The sequence below is a fragment of the Streptomyces fradiae genome, from assembly GCF_041270065.1.
In the GTDB taxonomy this organism is placed as follows: domain Bacteria; phylum Actinomycetota; class Actinomycetes; order Streptomycetales; family Streptomycetaceae; genus Streptomyces.
The window spans coordinates 4383120-4397640 of record NZ_CP065958.1; the positions used below are offsets into that span (position 1 = coordinate 4383120).

Annotated in this window: 14 protein-coding genes and 1 riboswitch; of the genes, 6 read left to right on the top strand and 8 right to left on the bottom strand. The window is 70.4% G+C overall.

What is annotated here, in order from left to right:
• Positions 1 to 59: 59 nt before the first annotated feature.
• The gene (locus JAO84_RS19955) at positions 60 to 1106 is read right to left on the bottom strand and encodes a hypothetical protein (RefSeq protein ID WP_370414083.1); all 1047 of its coding nucleotides are present in this window, start codon (positions 1104 to 1106) and stop codon (positions 60 to 62) included.
• Between the two features lie 38 nt (positions 1107 to 1144).
• Complete coding sequence (locus JAO84_RS19960; protein ID WP_370416815.1) at positions 1145 to 2140, bottom strand: glucosyl-3-phosphoglycerate synthase; 996 nt, start codon at positions 2138 to 2140, stop codon at positions 1145 to 1147.
• A gap of 121 nt (positions 2141 to 2261) precedes the next feature.
• A riboswitch (SAM riboswitch) is annotated at positions 2262 to 2405 on the top strand.
• A 17-nt stretch (positions 2406 to 2422) separates the two neighbouring features.
• On the opposite strand from JAO84_RS19960, the gene thrC reads away from it, so the two are divergent.
• From thrC to groL, 4 genes are all read left to right on the top strand, one after another.
• Positions 2423 to 3730: a threonine synthase gene (gene thrC, locus JAO84_RS19965; RefSeq protein WP_370414084.1), complete on the top strand. Its 1308-nt coding sequence runs from the start codon at positions 2423 to 2425 to the stop codon at positions 3728 to 3730.
• A 32-nt stretch (positions 3731 to 3762) separates the two neighbouring features.
• Positions 3763 to 4041: a MoaD/ThiS family protein gene (locus tag JAO84_RS19970; RefSeq protein ID WP_265867326.1), complete on the top strand. Its 279-nt coding sequence runs from the start codon at positions 3763 to 3765 to the stop codon at positions 4039 to 4041.
• Positions 4042 to 4482: 441 nt separating this feature from the next.
• Positions 4483 to 4692, top strand: coding sequence for a cold-shock protein (locus JAO84_RS19975; RefSeq protein WP_265867325.1), 210 nt, complete (start codon positions 4483 to 4485; stop codon positions 4690 to 4692).
• A 319-nt stretch (positions 4693 to 5011) separates the two neighbouring features.
• Complete coding sequence (gene groL, locus JAO84_RS19980; protein ID WP_265867324.1) at positions 5012 to 6634, top strand: chaperonin GroEL; 1623 nt, start codon at positions 5012 to 5014, stop codon at positions 6632 to 6634.
• A gap of 124 nt (positions 6635 to 6758) precedes the next feature.
• On the opposite strand, the gene JAO84_RS19985 is transcribed toward groL, so the two are convergent.
• Both JAO84_RS19985 and JAO84_RS19990 read right to left on the bottom strand, forming a co-directional pair.
• Positions 6759 to 8429: a carboxypeptidase-like regulatory domain-containing protein gene (locus tag JAO84_RS19985; protein WP_370414085.1), complete on the bottom strand. Its 1671-nt coding sequence runs from the start codon at positions 8427 to 8429 to the stop codon at positions 6759 to 6761.
• On the bottom strand, positions 8419 to 10011 hold the full coding sequence (locus JAO84_RS19990; protein WP_370414086.1) for a hypothetical protein: 1593 nt from the start codon (positions 10009 to 10011) through the stop codon (positions 8419 to 8421). The genes JAO84_RS19985 and JAO84_RS19990 overlap by 11 nt, the downstream gene beginning before the upstream one ends.
• Before the next feature lie 293 nt (positions 10012 to 10304).
• On the opposite strand from JAO84_RS19990, the gene JAO84_RS19995 reads away from it, so the two are divergent.
• Positions 10305 to 10775, top strand: a complete 471-nt coding sequence (locus JAO84_RS19995) for an SRPBCC family protein (protein ID WP_370414087.1) — start codon at positions 10305 to 10307, stop codon at positions 10773 to 10775.
• Between the two features lie 23 nt (positions 10776 to 10798).
• On the opposite strand, the gene JAO84_RS20000 is transcribed toward JAO84_RS19995, so the two are convergent.
• The 3 genes from JAO84_RS20000 to JAO84_RS20010 all read right to left on the bottom strand — a co-directional run bounded on the left by JAO84_RS20000 (position 10799) and on the right by JAO84_RS20010 (position 12859).
• Complete coding sequence (locus JAO84_RS20000) at positions 10799 to 11428, bottom strand: Uma2 family endonuclease (RefSeq protein ID WP_370414088.1); 630 nt, start codon at positions 11426 to 11428, stop codon at positions 10799 to 10801.
• A 56-nt stretch (positions 11429 to 11484) separates the two neighbouring features.
• Entirely contained in the window at positions 11485 to 12294 is an 810-nt protein-coding gene (locus JAO84_RS20005; protein WP_370414089.1) for a hypothetical protein, read from the bottom strand.
• A gap of 235 nt (positions 12295 to 12529) precedes the next feature.
• Complete coding sequence (locus tag JAO84_RS20010) at positions 12530 to 12859, bottom strand: deoxyxylulose-5-phosphate synthase (protein ID WP_370414090.1); 330 nt, start codon at positions 12857 to 12859, stop codon at positions 12530 to 12532.
• 61 nt (positions 12860 to 12920) lie between these two features.
• On the opposite strand from JAO84_RS20010, the gene JAO84_RS20015 reads away from it, so the two are divergent.
• Complete coding sequence (locus JAO84_RS20015) at positions 12921 to 13310, top strand: VOC family protein (protein ID WP_370414091.1); 390 nt, start codon at positions 12921 to 12923, stop codon at positions 13308 to 13310.
• Here the strand turns inward: JAO84_RS20015 and JAO84_RS20020 are convergent.
• Entirely contained in the window at positions 13250 to 13975 is a 726-nt protein-coding gene (locus JAO84_RS20020; RefSeq protein WP_370414092.1) for a class I SAM-dependent methyltransferase, read from the bottom strand. The two genes, JAO84_RS20015 and JAO84_RS20020, sit on opposite strands and share 61 nt — an antisense overlap.
• Between the last annotated feature and the right edge of the window lie 546 nt (positions 13976 to 14521).

Here is a 14521-nt window from a genome sequence, read left to right on the forward strand (position 1 = left end):
CCTCTGCCGGAAGCACAGAGGGCTTCCCCGTCGGGGGAGGCCCTCCGTCATCTCCCTGCTCAGTGGTCCCTCCCGCCCCGCACCGCCGCCATCGCCACCGCACCGGTCGCCGCCAGGGCCACACCCAGCGCGCCCAGCAGCCACAGGCGCTCCCCGGCGCCGCCGGTCTCCGCCATCGCGTGCGGTCCCGCCGGAGGGGGGCTCGGTGAGGTTGTGGGTGCGGTTGCGCTTGGGGTCGGGGTCGGGGTCGGCTTGCGCCTCGGCTTCGGGTCCTCTCGGGTCCGGTCCTGCACCGGGACCGGGACCGACAGGGTCAGCGCGGACGGGACGTAGGTGGCGGTCCCGGGGGCGAAGGTGAGCTCGGCGGAGGTCGCGCCGGGCGGGATCGCGGCGGCCGGCAGGTCGACGGGCTCGGCGCCGCGGGCCGCCCGGGCCGTGCCTTCGGCGCGGCGGAAGCCGTCCACGGTGACCGTGGTGGCCGGTGCGCCGGGGCGCTGGATCACGTGGCCGCCGTACACCGCCACATGGCGCCGCTCGACGCCGGCGCCGGGGGCCGGGAAGGAGTAGACGACGGTCAGGGACCAGCCCGCCGCGCAGCCCTTGCCGGCGGGCGTCCAGATGCCGTCGACCGCCACCGGGATGTCCCCCGCGGCCCCGGCGAAGGCGTCCGTCACGTCCGACTCGCCCGTGTAGTGGTGCGGGCCCTCGACGCCGGCCGGGTCGGTGACCGTGCTGTCGATCGGCACCGGCGCCGGCGTGCCGGTCGCGCCGACCGCGAGCCGCGGGGCCGTGGTGGCGGGGTCGCCGGGCGGGGCCGTTGCCTCGGCGCCCGAGCTGTCGCAGCGGGCGGACCGGATCCCGCCCGGGCCCGTGTACGTGCCGTCGTTGCCGCCCCAGAACAGCCGGGCGTACGCCACGGTCGCGCCCTGCGGGATCACCACGCGCCTGGAATCGGGCCCAGCCGTGGTGAAGTCGCCGTACAGCGTCGCCTCGTAACGCTTGCCGAAGGGCTCGATCACCTCGGCCGCGGCCGTGCCCGCGCTCGTACCGGCCAGCAGGATGACCCCGGTCGCCAGCAGGATTCCCGTTTCCCTTGTGAACCGCATGGGACGGAAATTTAGGCAGAAATGCCCATTATCGGGTGTTACGCCACGCGGCGCCGCTCCGCGTACTCCGCGATCTCCACCATCGGCGGCCGCTCCTCCGTGTCCACCTCGTACGTACGGGGGGTGAAGCGCGACTCCCCGTCCCCGTCCTCGCTCCGCTCGAACTGCGTCAGCCGCGGCCGCACCAGGTGCCCCCGCGAGAGCCGCAGCTGGGCCGTCCGGTAGATCGCCGCCGCCATCCGGCCGAGCGCCCGCCCGTCCTGGTGCCGGTGCTTGCGCACCCCCACGTCCACCTGCGCGAGCGCGTCCAGGCCCACCGTGTGCAGCGCGTCGACGAGGAGCCCCAGCTCCACTCCGTAACCGACCGGGAACGGCAGCCGTTCGAGCAGCGAGCGCCGCGCCGCGTACTCGCCGCCCAGCGGCTGGACGAAACCGGCCAGCTGCGGCCAGTGCAGATTGAGCAGCGGCCGCGCCACCAGCTCCGTTACCCGACCGCCCTGACCAGGGGTCTTGCCGGAGGCGAGCCCATCGAATTCAGTACCGAGCGGGCGGTCGTACATCGCCTTCACGAACGCCACGTCCGGATCGGTGAGCAGCGGCCCCACGATGCCCGTGACGAAGTCCGCCGAGAAGTCCTTGAGATCCGCGTCCACGAAGCAGACGATGTCGCCGCTCGTCACCATCAGTGACCGCCACAGCACCTCGCCCTTGCCGGGCACCGCCGGGATCCGCGGCAGGATCGCGTCCCGCGCGACCACCCGCGCGCCGGCCGCCGCCGCGACCTCCGCCGTACGGTCCGTGGAGCCCGAGTCGACGACGACGAGCTCGTCCACGAGCGGCACGGACTCGCTCATCAGTTCGCGGCGGATCACCCGGACGATGTCCCCGACCGTCGCCTCCTCGTTCAGCGCGGGCAGCACGACGCTGATCGTCGTACCCCGCGTACTCCGTTTGGCGGCGAGGATCCCCTCCAGCGGGCGGTCGGCCACGGACCAGGACCGCCGGGACAGCCAGCGCTCCACTTCTTCCAGCAACGTGATCTCCATCTCGCGGATCGGACGACCGGTTCCACCGTCGAAGGCTTCGGTTACAGTCTTGAACAACGCGGATGCCCGATGCATGTCGGGGTGCCGACCGCGTCTCACAATCGAATACCGCTCATCCAGAGGGGCAGAGGGATACGGCCCGTTGAAGCCCCGGCAACCCTCCAGTCGGTCACTCGTCCTCCAGCGAGGTCCCCCGACTAGGGAAGGTGCCAAATCCGTCTCGTGACGAAGTGCGTCGCGAGGAAGATGAGGAGAAAGGGCCTCGCCTCCATGGCTGTTCAGACCGTCGCATCCGCGACCACCTCCGCCACCGCCACCGCCTCTGTCGACCTCGGTCCCGCGTCCGGACTTTCCTGCCGCGAGTGCGGCGAGATCTTCCCGCTCGGCCCGATCTTCGCCTGCGAACTCTGTTTCGGTCCGCTCGAAGTCGCCTACGACCTGCCGACCGGCGACCCCGAGGCGCTGCGCAAGCGCATCGAGGCCGGCCCGGCGAACATCTGGCGCTACGCCCCGCTGCTCCCCGTCCCGGCCGACGTCGCCGAGAAGCCGAACCTGAACCCCGGCTGGACCAAGCTCGTGCAGGCCGACAACCTGGCCCGTGAGCTCGGCGTCGAGCCCGGCAAGCTGTTCGTCAAGGACGACTCCGGCAACCCGACCCACTCCTTCAAGGACCGGGTCGTCGCCCAGGCCATCGAGGCCGCCCGCGCCTTCGGCTTCACCACCCTCTCCTGCTCCTCCACCGGCAACCTGGCCGGCGCCGTCGGCGCCGCCGCCGCCCGCGCCGGCTTCCGCTCCTGCGTGTTCATCCCGCACGACCTGGAGCAGGGCAAGGTCGTCATGGCCGCCGTCTACGGCGGTGACCTCGTCGGCATCGAGGGCAACTACGACGACGTCAACCGCTTCTGCTCGGAGCTCATCGGCGACCCGCTCGGCGAGGGCTGGGGCTTCGTGAACGTCAACCTCCGCCCGTACTACGGCGAGGGCTCCAAGACGCTCGCGTACGAGATCTGCGAGCAGCTCGGCTGGGTCATCCCGGACCAGCTGGTCATCCCGATCGCCTCCGGCTCCCAGCTCACCAAGATCGACAAGGGTCTGCAGGAGCTCATCAAGCTGGGCCTGGTCGAGGACAAGCCGTACAAGATCTTCGGCGCCCAGGCCGAGGGCTGCTCCCCGGTCTCCGTCGCCTTCAAGGCCGGCCACGACGTCGTACGGCCGCAGAAGCCGAACACCATCGCCAAGTCGCTGGCCATCGGCAACCCGGCCGACGGCCCGTACGTCCTCGACATCGCCCGCCGCACCGGCGGCGCCGTGGAGGACGTCAACGACGAGCAGGTCGTCGAGGCCATCAAGATCCTCGCCCGCACCGAGGGCATCTTCGCCGAGACCGCGGGCGGCGTGACCGTCGGCGTGACGAAGAAGCTCGTCGAGGCCGGTCTCATCGACCCGGCCCTCACCACCGTCGTCCTCAACACGGGCGACGGACTCAAGACCCTGGACGCCGTGGCCGAGACTTCTCAGGCGACCGCCACCATCCGCCCGAGCCTGGACGCGTTCCGCGACGCGGGCCTGGCCCACTGAGACCCGCCCGATCGCTGAGAGGTTACGAAGACATGGCCGTGAACGTCCGCATCCCCACCATCCTCCGCACCTACACCGGCGGCCAGGCCGAGGTCCCCGCCGAGGGCGGCACCCTCGCCGAGGTCATCGCCGACCTGGAGAAGAACCACACGGGCATCGCCGCCCGCGTCCTGGACGACCAGGGCAAGCTGCGCCGCTTCGTCAACGTGTACGTGAACGACGACGACGTGCGCTTCGAGCAGGGCCTGGAGACGGCGACGCCGGACGGCGCCGGCATCTCGATCATTCCGGCGGTCGCCGGCGGCTGCTGAGCCGAGGCGCTGAGCCGAGTCACCTCGGCCGACTTACTGGCGGTACTACCGTTCAGTACAGATGAGTGCAGAATTGCCCCTTCCGCGAGAAGAAGCGGAAGGGGCAATTCTGCATGGTTGAGCGCGATAGAGTTGGGGAAGCCCCCTCCGCTGCTCATGCCAGACGCATATGAGAATGCGCCCCGACCTGACAAGAAGCAGCCAAAGTACCCGCGCCTTGTGCCCCATCTGCGCCGTTTGCCGGGCCCGACTTGCCCCGTAATCAAGGAAATTCTCCCCAATTCCCCTTTCCGGCGTGCCCAGAATTCTCGTCCGATTGACCTGTTGCAGAGGGCAGTTGGGCAGATACATTCAGCCGCGGTCGACGCGTTCCGGCGCAGGGTCTGACCCGGGTCCGCGAAGTGCGGATCCGCGCAAGGGCCAGTAATAGGGGAGTTAGGCATGGCTCAGGGCACCGTCAAGTGGTTCAACGCGGAGAAGGGCTACGGCTTCATCGCGGTCGACGGTGGTGCGGATGTTTTCGTCCACTACAGCGCGATCCAGATGGACGGCTACCGCACCCTTGAAGAAGGGCAGCGTGTCGAGTTCGAGATCTCGCAGGGCCAGAAGGGCCCGCAGGCGGACATGGTCAAGCTCGCCGCCTCTGCCTGAGCGCGGCGCGATCGGCCACCGACGCACTTCCGTCGAGGGGCCCGCATCCCGGTCCGGGATGCGGGCCCCTCGCGCGTTCCCGGGGTCCTCCCGCCGCCTTCCCCGGGTCGCCCGATCTTCGAGAGTCGCTTGCACTCGCCTAGGGCGAGTGCTAATCATTGGCGTTAGCACTCTCACGCTGAGAGTGCTTACGAGGATCGGGCAGACGAGGTCGCGGACCGAGTGGGGAAGGAACCCACGAGGAGCGCGGGCCGTCCGTCGCGGGCGTCGGCGCGGTCCTGGAGCGTTATCCACCCCATGTCCGGGAGGACCACTTCACATGGCCAAGATCATCGCGTTCGACGAGGAGGCCCGGCGCGGTCTCGAGCGCGGCATGAACCAGCTCGCTGACGCCGTCAAGGTCACCCTCGGCCCGAAGGGCCGCAACGTCGTCCTCGAGAAGAAGTGGGGCGCCCCCACGATCACCAACGATGGTGTCTCCATCGCCAAGGAGATCGAGCTCGAGGACCCGTACGAGAAGATCGGCGCCGAGCTGGTCAAGGAAGTCGCCAAGAAGACGGACGACGTCGCCGGCGACGGTACGACCACCGCCACCGTGCTCGCCCAGGCGCTGGTCCGCGAGGGCCTGCGCAACGTCGCCGCCGGCGCCAACCCGATGGCCCTCAAGCGCGGCATCGAGAAGGCCGTCGAGGCCGTCTCCGGTGCGCTGCTCGACCAGGCCAAGGAGGTCGAGACCAAGGAGCAGATCGCCTCCACCGCCTCCATCTCCGCCGCCGACACCCAGATCGGCGAGCTCATCGCCGAGGCCATGGACAAGGTCGGCAAGGAAGGCGTCATCACGGTCGAGGAGTCCCAGACCTTCGGTCTGGAGCTCGAGCTCACCGAGGGCATGCGCTTCGACAAGGGCTACATCTCGGCGTACTTCGCGACCGACATGGAGCGCATGGAGGCCGCGCTCGAGGACCCGTACATCCTCATCGTCAACTCCAAGATCTCCTCCGTGAAGGACCTGCTCCCGCTCCTGGAGAAGGTCATGCAGTCGGGCAAGCCGCTGCTGATCATCGCCGAGGACGTCGAGGGCGAGGCCCTGTCGACCCTGGTCGTCAACAAGATCCGCGGCACCTTCAAGTCCGTCGCGGTCAAGGCCCCGGGCTTCGGCGACCGTCGCAAGGCCATGCTGAACGACATCGCCATCCTCACCGGCGGCACGGTCATCTCCGAGGAGGTCGGCCTCAAGCTGGAGAACGCCGGTCTCGACCTCCTGGGCCGCGCCCGCAAGGTCGTCATCACCAAGGACGAGACCACCATCGTCGACGGTGCCGGCGAGAGCGAGCAGGTCGCCGGTCGCGTGAACCAGATCCGCGCCGAGATCGAGAACAGCGACTCGGACTACGACCGCGAGAAGCTCCAGGAGCGCCTGGCGAAGCTCGCCGGTGGCGTCGCCGTCATCAAGGCCGGTGCCGCGACCGAGGTCGAGCTCAAGGAGCGCAAGCACCGCATCGAGGACGCCGTTCGCAACGCGAAGGCGGCCGTCGAGGAGGGCATCGTCGCCGGTGGTGGCGTGGCCCTGCTGCAGGCCGGTTCGGTCTTCGAGAAGCTGGAGCTGGACGGCGACGAGGCCACCGGTGCCGAGATCGTCCGCAAGGCGCTGGCCGCCCCGCTGACCCAGATCTCCGTGAACGCCGGCCTCGAGGGCGGCGTCGTGGTGGAGAAGGTCCGCAACCTGCCCGTCGGTCACGGCCTGAACGCCGCCTCCGGCGAGTACGTCGACATGATCGCCGAGGGCATCATCGACCCGGCCAAGGTGACGCGCTCCGCGCTGCAGAACGCCGCCTCCATCGCGGCCCTGTTCCTCACCACCGAGGCCGTCATCGCCGACAAGCCGGAGAAGGCCGCCGCGCCGGCCGGCGGCGGCATGCCGGGCGGTGACATGGACTTCTGATCCTGACGGATCGGAGGTTCCCTCTGATCCTGACGGATCGGAGGTTCCCGGCTCGATGAGCCGAAGCTGAACGCCGAAGGGCGGCACCCGAGAGGGTGCCGCCCTTCAGTCATGCGCGAGGCATTTACCGCACGTCGACCCAGTCCTGACCGCTGAAGGTCTGGAAGTGGGTGCCGTCACCGTAGTAGCGGATCTGGTACCAGCCGTCGACGCCCGCCGTCGTCTTCACCGACACCGCGCCGGTCGACGAGGACTTGCCGGTCGCGACCTGCTTCCAGGTGCCCGTCTTGCCCCAGGGCTTGAACCACACGCTCACCGGCTGGTAGCCGAGACCCCGCCACGCGCCACTGGTGTAGTGCTGCAGCGAACCCGTCACCGTGATCGCCGAACCCTTGGCGACCGGGTCCGGAGAGGCCTTGAGGCCGGTCACCCGCGAGTCGGTGCGGACGATGTAGAAGGGCTTGCCGGCCGACTCGCCGAAGTAGTCGTTGGCCAGGTGCCGGACCCGGAACCAGCCGCCCTTGTTCCAGGCGCCGATCGTGAACGGCGTCCGCACGTTGTTGTTGTAGAAGCTGGTGGAGGCGATCTGCTTCCACCCGGTCTGGCCGTCCGGGGACTGCTCCAGGACCACCGTCTGCATGGACGAGGTGGACAGCCAGGTCTCGTACGGGGCGCGCAGCTCGCCGTACACCGTCAGCCGCGCGTCCGTCGCCAGCTTGTAGCCCGCCACCGTGGTGATGGAGTCGGCGGGCAGCGCCAGCGGCCCGTACGCGTAGAAGCTGAGGAACCGGCTCTCCGACTGGACCGACCAGCCGCCCGCGCCCCCGCCGCCCGCGGCGACGAGCTGCACGCTGAACCGGCCCTCGGCGTCGGTGCGCACGGTCTTCGACAGACCGTTGCCCAGCCGCGCCGACACCGGGACGTCCGCCATCGGGGCGTCGGCGGCGTTCGGGTCGGTGACCCGGCCGCTGACGGTGACCAGTTCGCCGGAGGCCGCGCGGACCTTGTCGGCGGAGGCGGTGACCGTGGCCCGCTTCTCCTGGCCGCTGGTGTACGCGTAGTAGGTCGCGGTGCCGTGCACCTCGGCGCTGTCCTCGGTGAACCTGGCCTGGGTCGACGCGTACCGCGTCTCCGCCGCGACCGGCTCGCCGGTGAACTCGCCGGTCTCCCCGGTGACCGCGGAGCCGAACGTCGTGTCCGTACCGGTGTAGTCGTACGACACGGTGCGGCCGGACAGCGGCACCTCGTCGCCCGAGCCGGGCTGGACGCCGATCAGCGCGCCCTTCGGGTGCAGGAACGGATCGGCCCAGCTCGGGTTGCCGATGCCGAAGGCGTTCAGCCGCGGCTTCAGGGTGAAGTCCAGCGTGCCCGCATTGGCGCGGGTCACCGTGTTGCCAAGGGAGTCCGTGGCGGTGACGTCGATCGCGTACTTGCCGAGCGACGGGATGGTGCCGCCGTCCTCGGTGAGCTTCAGCGTCGAGACCGCGGGCAGCGCGAAGGTGCCCTTGCTCGCCGCGTTCTCCTCCAGGGCCGGGATCTCGGCGAGGACGGTGTCGCCCTGCCGGACCTTCGCCGAGACGGCCGTGACGGTCGCCTCCGGCGCGTCGGTCCAGGCGGTCACCTTGAAGCTGCCGCGCTGGGCGTCGTTGGTCAGCGCACGGCCGATGCCCACCGGGCTGGTGGGGGTCGCCGGAACGTCCTCGGCGGAGGCCGGGCCGACCGCCGCGCCCAGGGTGAGCGCCGTGAGCGCCGTGACGAGGGAGACGGCCGAGAGCCGTCGGAGATCAGAGCGCATCGACATAGATCGTCCTCGACTCGCTGTAGAAGTAGCCGTTCTTTTCCTGCCAGCCGAGGGCCCAGGTGCCGTCGCCGTAGTTGGTGGTGCTGAAGCTGAAGTTCCCGTACGTGTTGGTCGGGATGTCCTTCTTGGCCCAGTACCACGACGGGTCGCCCTTGGGCTTGTAGTACAGCGTCAGGCGCGCGCCCGGCATGGCCTTCCAGACCCCGTTGACCTTCTGCTGCACCAGGCCCTTGACGGTCATGCTGCCGCTGGTGCGCGGACGCGAGGGGCTGATGGTGACGTTGACGATCCGGGTCGGGATCCGGGAGAGCCGGACGGCGGTGCTGTACTTGGTGACGAAACGATCCGTCTCCGGGTGGTAGATCCGGTAGAGGGCGTTGTCGTAGCCCCAGACCTTGAACTCGTACGAGCACCAGTCGCTGACGGCCCTGGACGTCATCTGACCCCAGGTGCGTCCGCCGTCCCGGGAGACCTGGAGGGCGACCCAGTCGGGCTTCGGGTAGCAGCTGCCGTTGGTGCCGAGGGTGCCGCGCATGGTGACCTGACCGAACTGGTCGAGGGTCTGCGAGAGCCCGGTGTACGAGAACTGCTGCGGCACCGCGAGCTTGGCCACGTCCGTCGGACGGTCGTTGCCCGAGCCCCAGTACACGGAGGGACGCAGGCCGGTGTACGCGCCGGTCGTCGTGTACTGCACGCGCGACAGGTACGAGAAGGTGCCGTCCTGGAGCGAGGTGCCGGAGCCGATCTCGTCCTTCAGGACCTTGTCGTACGACAGCGGCTGCGTGCCCGTGGAGACCACGGGCGCGCCGCCGAAGCCCTGCCAGCCGTCCGTGGTCAGGCGCTCGACCTTGCCGGAGACGGTGACGTCGGTGCCCGCGTTGACGCGGTACTTGCTGGTGTCCGAGGTGATCCGGTACGTCAGCTTCTCGACGCCCACGGTGGGCAGCGGGCGCGCGTTGTCCGGGTCGACATCGGTCGCGGCCTGCACCTCGGCGGAGCCGCCGGTGATCTCGGCGTCCGGGGTGACGGGCAGGGCGAAGGCGCCGTCGGCGGCCGTGGTCGCGGTGGCGACCTTGGTGCGCGGCAGCCCGTAGGCGTCCTTCAGGTTGAGCGTGACCTTCACCGAGGTGCCCTCGGCGGCGGTGGTGCGCTCGCCGGTGGCCGGGTTCCAGGTGGAGGCCTTGCCGGAGAGGACGACGTCCCGCTGGTCGTAACTGGTGGTCTTGCGGTCGAAGACGACCGAGGAGACACCGGTGTGCAGCTTGTAGCCGAAGGTCCCGCCGGTCCACTGGGTGAGCAGGCCGCCGGGCAGGCGGTAGTCGACCCGGAGCGGGTAGTCGCCGAGGGCGGTGCCCTCGGGCAGCTTGATCGGCGCGTCGGTGGTCCATGCGTAGGTGCCGGTCGAGGTGAGCTCGTCGGTCTCGGCGAGCACGGCCGCCCCTTCGGCGGCGGAGGCGAGCACGCTCACCTTCACCCAGAGCGCGTTGCTCGGCAGCCCCCCGAGGGTCAGCCGGCCGTCGTCCAGGGTGGTGGTGGCGGTCACGGTGGCCGCGTACGCGGCAGGGGCCGCGATCACGGCGGGCAGGGCGACACCTGCCGAGAGTGCGAAAACGGTTGCCGCGCGCACGAGGGCATGCGGCAGTGTGCGCGTTGAGCGCATCTGAGAGACCCCCCACAGGTCGGAAAGGCGGTCGCGTAGTAGATCGCGTACCGCGTGGGAGCACGATAGCGCCTGTGGGTTGAACACGTTCACCGGATTTCGCGCTCGCGTGCGCGAGTGTGTCGGGTTCATCCTGAGGAGAGAGGATCCGGTCGGTTCTGGCGGAGCGACCCCAGGCAGACGCCCCAGACAGACGGGAGCGATCGACCATGATCACCTTGCTGACGACACCGGCGGACCGCGAGCTGGTCATCACCCGCACCTTCGACGCGCCGGTGACCCGCGTCTGGGAGGCGTGGACGCGCCCCGAGCACGTCCGGCAGTGGTACGGCGCCGCCGCCCTGACCATGTCCGTCTGCGACATCGACCTGCGCCCGGGCGGCGCGTGGCGCTGGGGCCAGCGCGGCCCCGACGGCCAGGAGATCGTCTTCTCCGGCACCTACGAGGAGATCGTCCCGTCCGAGCGCCTCGTCTACACGGAGCTCTTCGAGCAGATGCCGGACGCCGACCCGGTCCGCGTGATCCTCTCCTTCGACGCCACCCCGGACGGCGGCACGGCCCTGACCAGCACGTCCTTCTGGCCGACCACCGAGATCCGCGACCAGGCGCTGGCGGCGGGCATGGAGTCGGGGGTGCGGGAGCAGTACGACCGGCTGGCGGGGTATCTGCGGACCATGTGACGGGTCAAGGGGCAGCGGGCAGGTCAGGACACGTAGTCCTTGAGCTTGTCGGTGTCGAGGGGGATGCCGACGGGGGCGGGGAGGGGGACGACGGCGCCGAAGGGGTACGACTCCTGACGGCGATAGACACCGTTCTCGGGTTCGCTGAGGACGTACAGGGTGGTCGCGTCGCGGTCGACGAGCAGGTAGACGGGGATGGCCGCAGCGGCATAGCCGTCGACCTTCTCGACGCGGTCGCGCCGGTGCGTGTCGGAGTCGTGGGACGTGATTTCGACAACCATGAGGACGCCGGAAGGGTCGGCCCACTCGGGCTTGCCCGCCATGTGGCCCTCGGGCGCGAGGGCGCCGTCGGGCCTGGCATGCCCCTGGCGGTATTTCTCGACGATCAGCCCCTGTTCGGGGAACAGATCGAGTTCGGGGCGGTGCTGCATGCACTGGCGGAGGAGCCACATGAAGATCACCGAGTGATCACCGTCGGGCACGGGCTTGACCTTCAGCCTTCCGTTGATGAGTTCGAGCGTCACGCCCTCGGGCGCGACGCGGGCGAGTTCTTCGAAGTCCTCGACGGACAGGTCCGGGCGGCCACCGGTGGGCGCATCGACGGGTGCATCGGTGGGTACGTCGGCGGGTGCATCGGCGGGGTTGGGGGTCATGGCGTCGCCTCCTTCCCCCCATCCTGCCCCGTAGTCGGGCCGGACGAGCTGAACCGTCATGTGCGGGTCCCTTGCATTTCCTGGCGGATGGCGGCGGCCCGGGAGCGGATCTCGGCTGCCGGGAGGTGACGGCGAGCGGGCGGGACGCCGCGGCAGGGGGCGCACTGGCCGTCGACGAGGGAGTCTGTGTAGTCGGGGGCGCCGCACTCGGCGCACTCCAGCATGCGGCGGGAGATCCGGTCGCTCCGGATGGGTTCCGGCGGGAGCTTGTCGGTGAGGCGGCGGCGGGCCAGGGCGGCCGGGTGGTGGACGGTGGGCGGCAGGCCGGCGGTCAGGGCGCGCAGGACGTCCGACTCCTCGGCGTCGCGGGCGAACCACTCCTCGACGAGCGGCGCGAGGGAGTGGCACTCGGCGTGCGAGAGCGACATGACGGAGTTCGTCCGCCCGAGCGCGGCCAGCAGCACGTACGCCCGTGACCGGGTCGGCCGCCTCGGCTCCCGAGGCACGTCCCCGCGCCGGAACGCCGCCCACCAGGTGACGTCACGGGGCGTCCGGGTGAACCACGTTCGGGTGATCCACCGCCCGCCCAGGCACTCCCGCCCGCGCCGCAGATGCCCGGCCCGCTGGATCCGGTTGAGTGCGGTGCGGAGTGCGCACTGTCCGTACGGCAGCTGCTTGGCCAGCGTCTTCACGGAGATGTCGCTGCCCTCGGGCACCCGGTCGATGTACGCGGCGATGGCGGCCTCGCGGGGCGGCAGGTGCGCGAAGTCGGTCGCGGCGCGGGGGAGTTCGTACCCGGTGGAGCGCTTGCCGTAGCCCGGGTTGGCGAGGGGGTGGGGCGGGAAACTAAACTCGGCGTCAGCCATGGATCGACGGCTTTCGATCGTAGTGGTCAGACCCCCTTCAGGTGTTGGCGCACCTGCTGGGGGTCGTTTAGTTCGGTTACCGGACACGCTAGAGGCATATGACGCTGTGTGGCAAGTCGGTCGCATTACGTCAACTCGCAGGGTGGGTGGGTGGGTTATCAATCCCAGGCCCGAACCCCATCCGTAGAAATACGGCCCGGATCTCGATACTCGAGCTTCGGGCGGCTGGCCCGGTTCAGGGCAGGTCGTAGCGCAGCAACGCGCGGGCCACGGGCTCGCCGTTGCGGTGGGCGTAGGCGGTGCGTTCCTTGACCTCGCGGAGGGTGCGGGGGCGCCAACCCGGTCCGCCGCAGCAGGATTTGTGGAATCCGATGCCGGAGTTCAGGACGACGGACAGGGCACGCCAGGCGTTGCGGTCCCGGCGGCGCGGCGGCTGGAAGGCCGAGCCGGCATGGATCATCACCCGCGCGCAGCGCGGGCAGTGCCGCTCGCGCCAGGCGTCGTACGGCTGCTTGTACGACGCGCGGCACGGCAGGCAGACGTACGAGGTCTTCGCGTGGCCCATGCGGACAGGGTAGGAGCCGGGCGCCCGTGCGGCCACGGAATTGCTGCCTAGGGTGGGGCTCATGGAGCTCTCCGCGATCACCCTCGACTGCGCCGATCCGCTCGCCCTCGCCGACTTCTACCACCGGGCCACCGGGCTGCCGCTGCACCCCCGGAACCACGGGGAGTTCGCCGCCGTGCAGCGCGCCGGCGGGCTGATGCTCGGGTTCCAGCGGGTCGACGACTACCGCCCGCCCCGCTGGCCCGGCCAGGAGCAACCCCAGCAGCTGCACCTGGACTTCGACGTGGACGACCTCGCGGAGGCGGAGGCCCGCCTCCTGGCCTTGGGCGCGCGTCGGCCGGAGTACCAGCCGGATCCGGAGCGGTTCGTCGTGCTCACGGACCCGGCCGGTCACCCGTTCTGCCTGAGCCCCCGGAAGAGTGCCGTCCAGAGGAAAGGCTCGCCGAAGTAGGGGGAGTCGGCGGGTTCGTCGCGCATGCGGCGGAGTTCGCGTTCCTCGTAGGAGGAGAAGACCGTACGCAGGGCGTCGGCGGTGTACGCCAGGCCGCCGTGGAGGGAGGCGTCGCGGTAGAAGGCCGGATCGGGGAGTTCGGAGCCCATGCCGTCGGGGCCGGCGGCGAAGCAGGTGAGGGAGAAGTGACCGCCGGGGGCGAGGTGGCGGGCGAGGAAGTCGAGGTACGTGACGCGGCGGTGCGGCGCGATGTGGTGGAAGCAGCCCGAGTCGTGGATCAGGTCGTACGGACCGCCGTCCACGAGACCGGGCGTCGTGAACGCGTCGCCGTGCAGGAACCGGATCTCCAGGCCGGACGCGGTCGCCCGCTCCCGCGCCCACGCCAGCGCGCCCGCCGACAGATCCACCGCGTCGACCGCGAAGCCGCGCTCCGCGAGATAACGCGCGTTCCGCCCCGGCCCGCAGCCGAGGTCGAGGACGCGCCCGCCGGCGGGGAGCAGCCCGGCGTCGACGAGTGCGACCAGACTCTCGTCCGGCTTGTCCACGAAGAACGGCACCGGTCGCGTCCGGTCGTCATAGAAGCCCTGCCACTTGTCGGCGTCCTCGGCGAACAGCGTGTCGAGGAGGCGGAGTACGTCGTCGGTGGTGCGGGTCGAGCGGTCCATGCGGGTCCCCTTCCGTGTAAGGGAAACGGTAGGGGAGGAGGGCGTAAAAGCCCAGGTCAGGGGTAGTGCGGCGAGGCTTGGTGTGGGGTTTTGGCGGGCGTACGGAGAGGGGTGCACCCCCGGGGGTAAGCGGAGGGGGTGGCGGGGGCGTGAACGGGGCGCCCAGGGCCGCCTGGAGGGGTTTCCGGGCGGCGCCCGGGATGGTTTCTTCGGCGGGTACGGGGCGAGGCTTGGGCCCTCCGGGCCGAGGCCCCGGCGAGCTTCTGGTGCGGCCGCCCTCTCTCCGAGTGTGGCCCCCTCCACCACCGCGTCAAGGGCGCCTTCGGCGTCGCAAGCGATGGGCTTCGCCCACCCTTGACCCGGTGCCTCCGGGGGCCTTTTCACACTCGGAGGGCGGCCGGGGGAGCGGGCCGCGCGGACAGGTTCGGGTAGCCCGTCCCGCCGTAGGCGGGTGGCGGGCCGGTGGTGGGTGGGGCCGGGTATCGCTTCGCGCCGGGGGCGTTCTGCTGCCCGGTGGGTGGGGGCTCGGTTCGCGGCCGGGGCCGG

Bases quoted from the DNA above. Each gene is read 5' to 3' on its own strand.
- JAO84_RS19955 (WP_370414083.1), bottom strand. From the start codon at position 1,106: ATGCGGTTCACAAGGGAAACGGGAATCCTGCTGGCGACCGGGGTCATC.
- thrC (WP_370414084.1), top strand. From the start codon at position 2,423: ATGGCTGTTCAGACCGTCGCATCCGCGACCACCTCCGCCACCGCCACC.
- JAO84_RS19970 (WP_265867326.1), top strand. From the start codon at position 3,763: ATGGCCGTGAACGTCCGCATCCCCACCATCCTCCGCACCTACACCGGC.
- JAO84_RS19975 (WP_265867325.1), top strand. From the start codon at position 4,483: ATGGCTCAGGGCACCGTCAAGTGGTTCAACGCGGAGAAGGGCTACGGC.
- groL (WP_265867324.1), top strand. From the start codon at position 5,012: ATGGCCAAGATCATCGCGTTCGACGAGGAGGCCCGGCGCGGTCTCGAG.
- JAO84_RS19985 (WP_370414085.1), bottom strand. From the start codon at position 8,429: ATGCGCTCTGATCTCCGACGGCTCTCGGCCGTCTCCCTCGTCACGGCG.
- JAO84_RS19995 (WP_370414087.1), top strand. From the start codon at position 10,305: ATGATCACCTTGCTGACGACACCGGCGGACCGCGAGCTGGTCATCACC.
- JAO84_RS20000 (WP_370414088.1), bottom strand. From the start codon at position 11,428: ATGACCCCCAACCCCGCCGATGCACCCGCCGACGTACCCACCGATGCA.
- JAO84_RS20005 (WP_370414089.1), bottom strand. From the start codon at position 12,294: ATGGCTGACGCCGAGTTTAGTTTCCCGCCCCACCCCCTCGCCAACCCG.
- JAO84_RS20010 (WP_370414090.1), bottom strand. From the start codon at position 12,859: ATGGGCCACGCGAAGACCTCGTACGTCTGCCTGCCGTGCCGCGCGTCG.
- JAO84_RS20015 (WP_370414091.1), top strand. From the start codon at position 12,921: ATGGAGCTCTCCGCGATCACCCTCGACTGCGCCGATCCGCTCGCCCTC.
- JAO84_RS20020 (WP_370414092.1), bottom strand. From the start codon at position 13,975: ATGGACCGCTCGACCCGCACCACCGACGACGTACTCCGCCTCCTCGAC.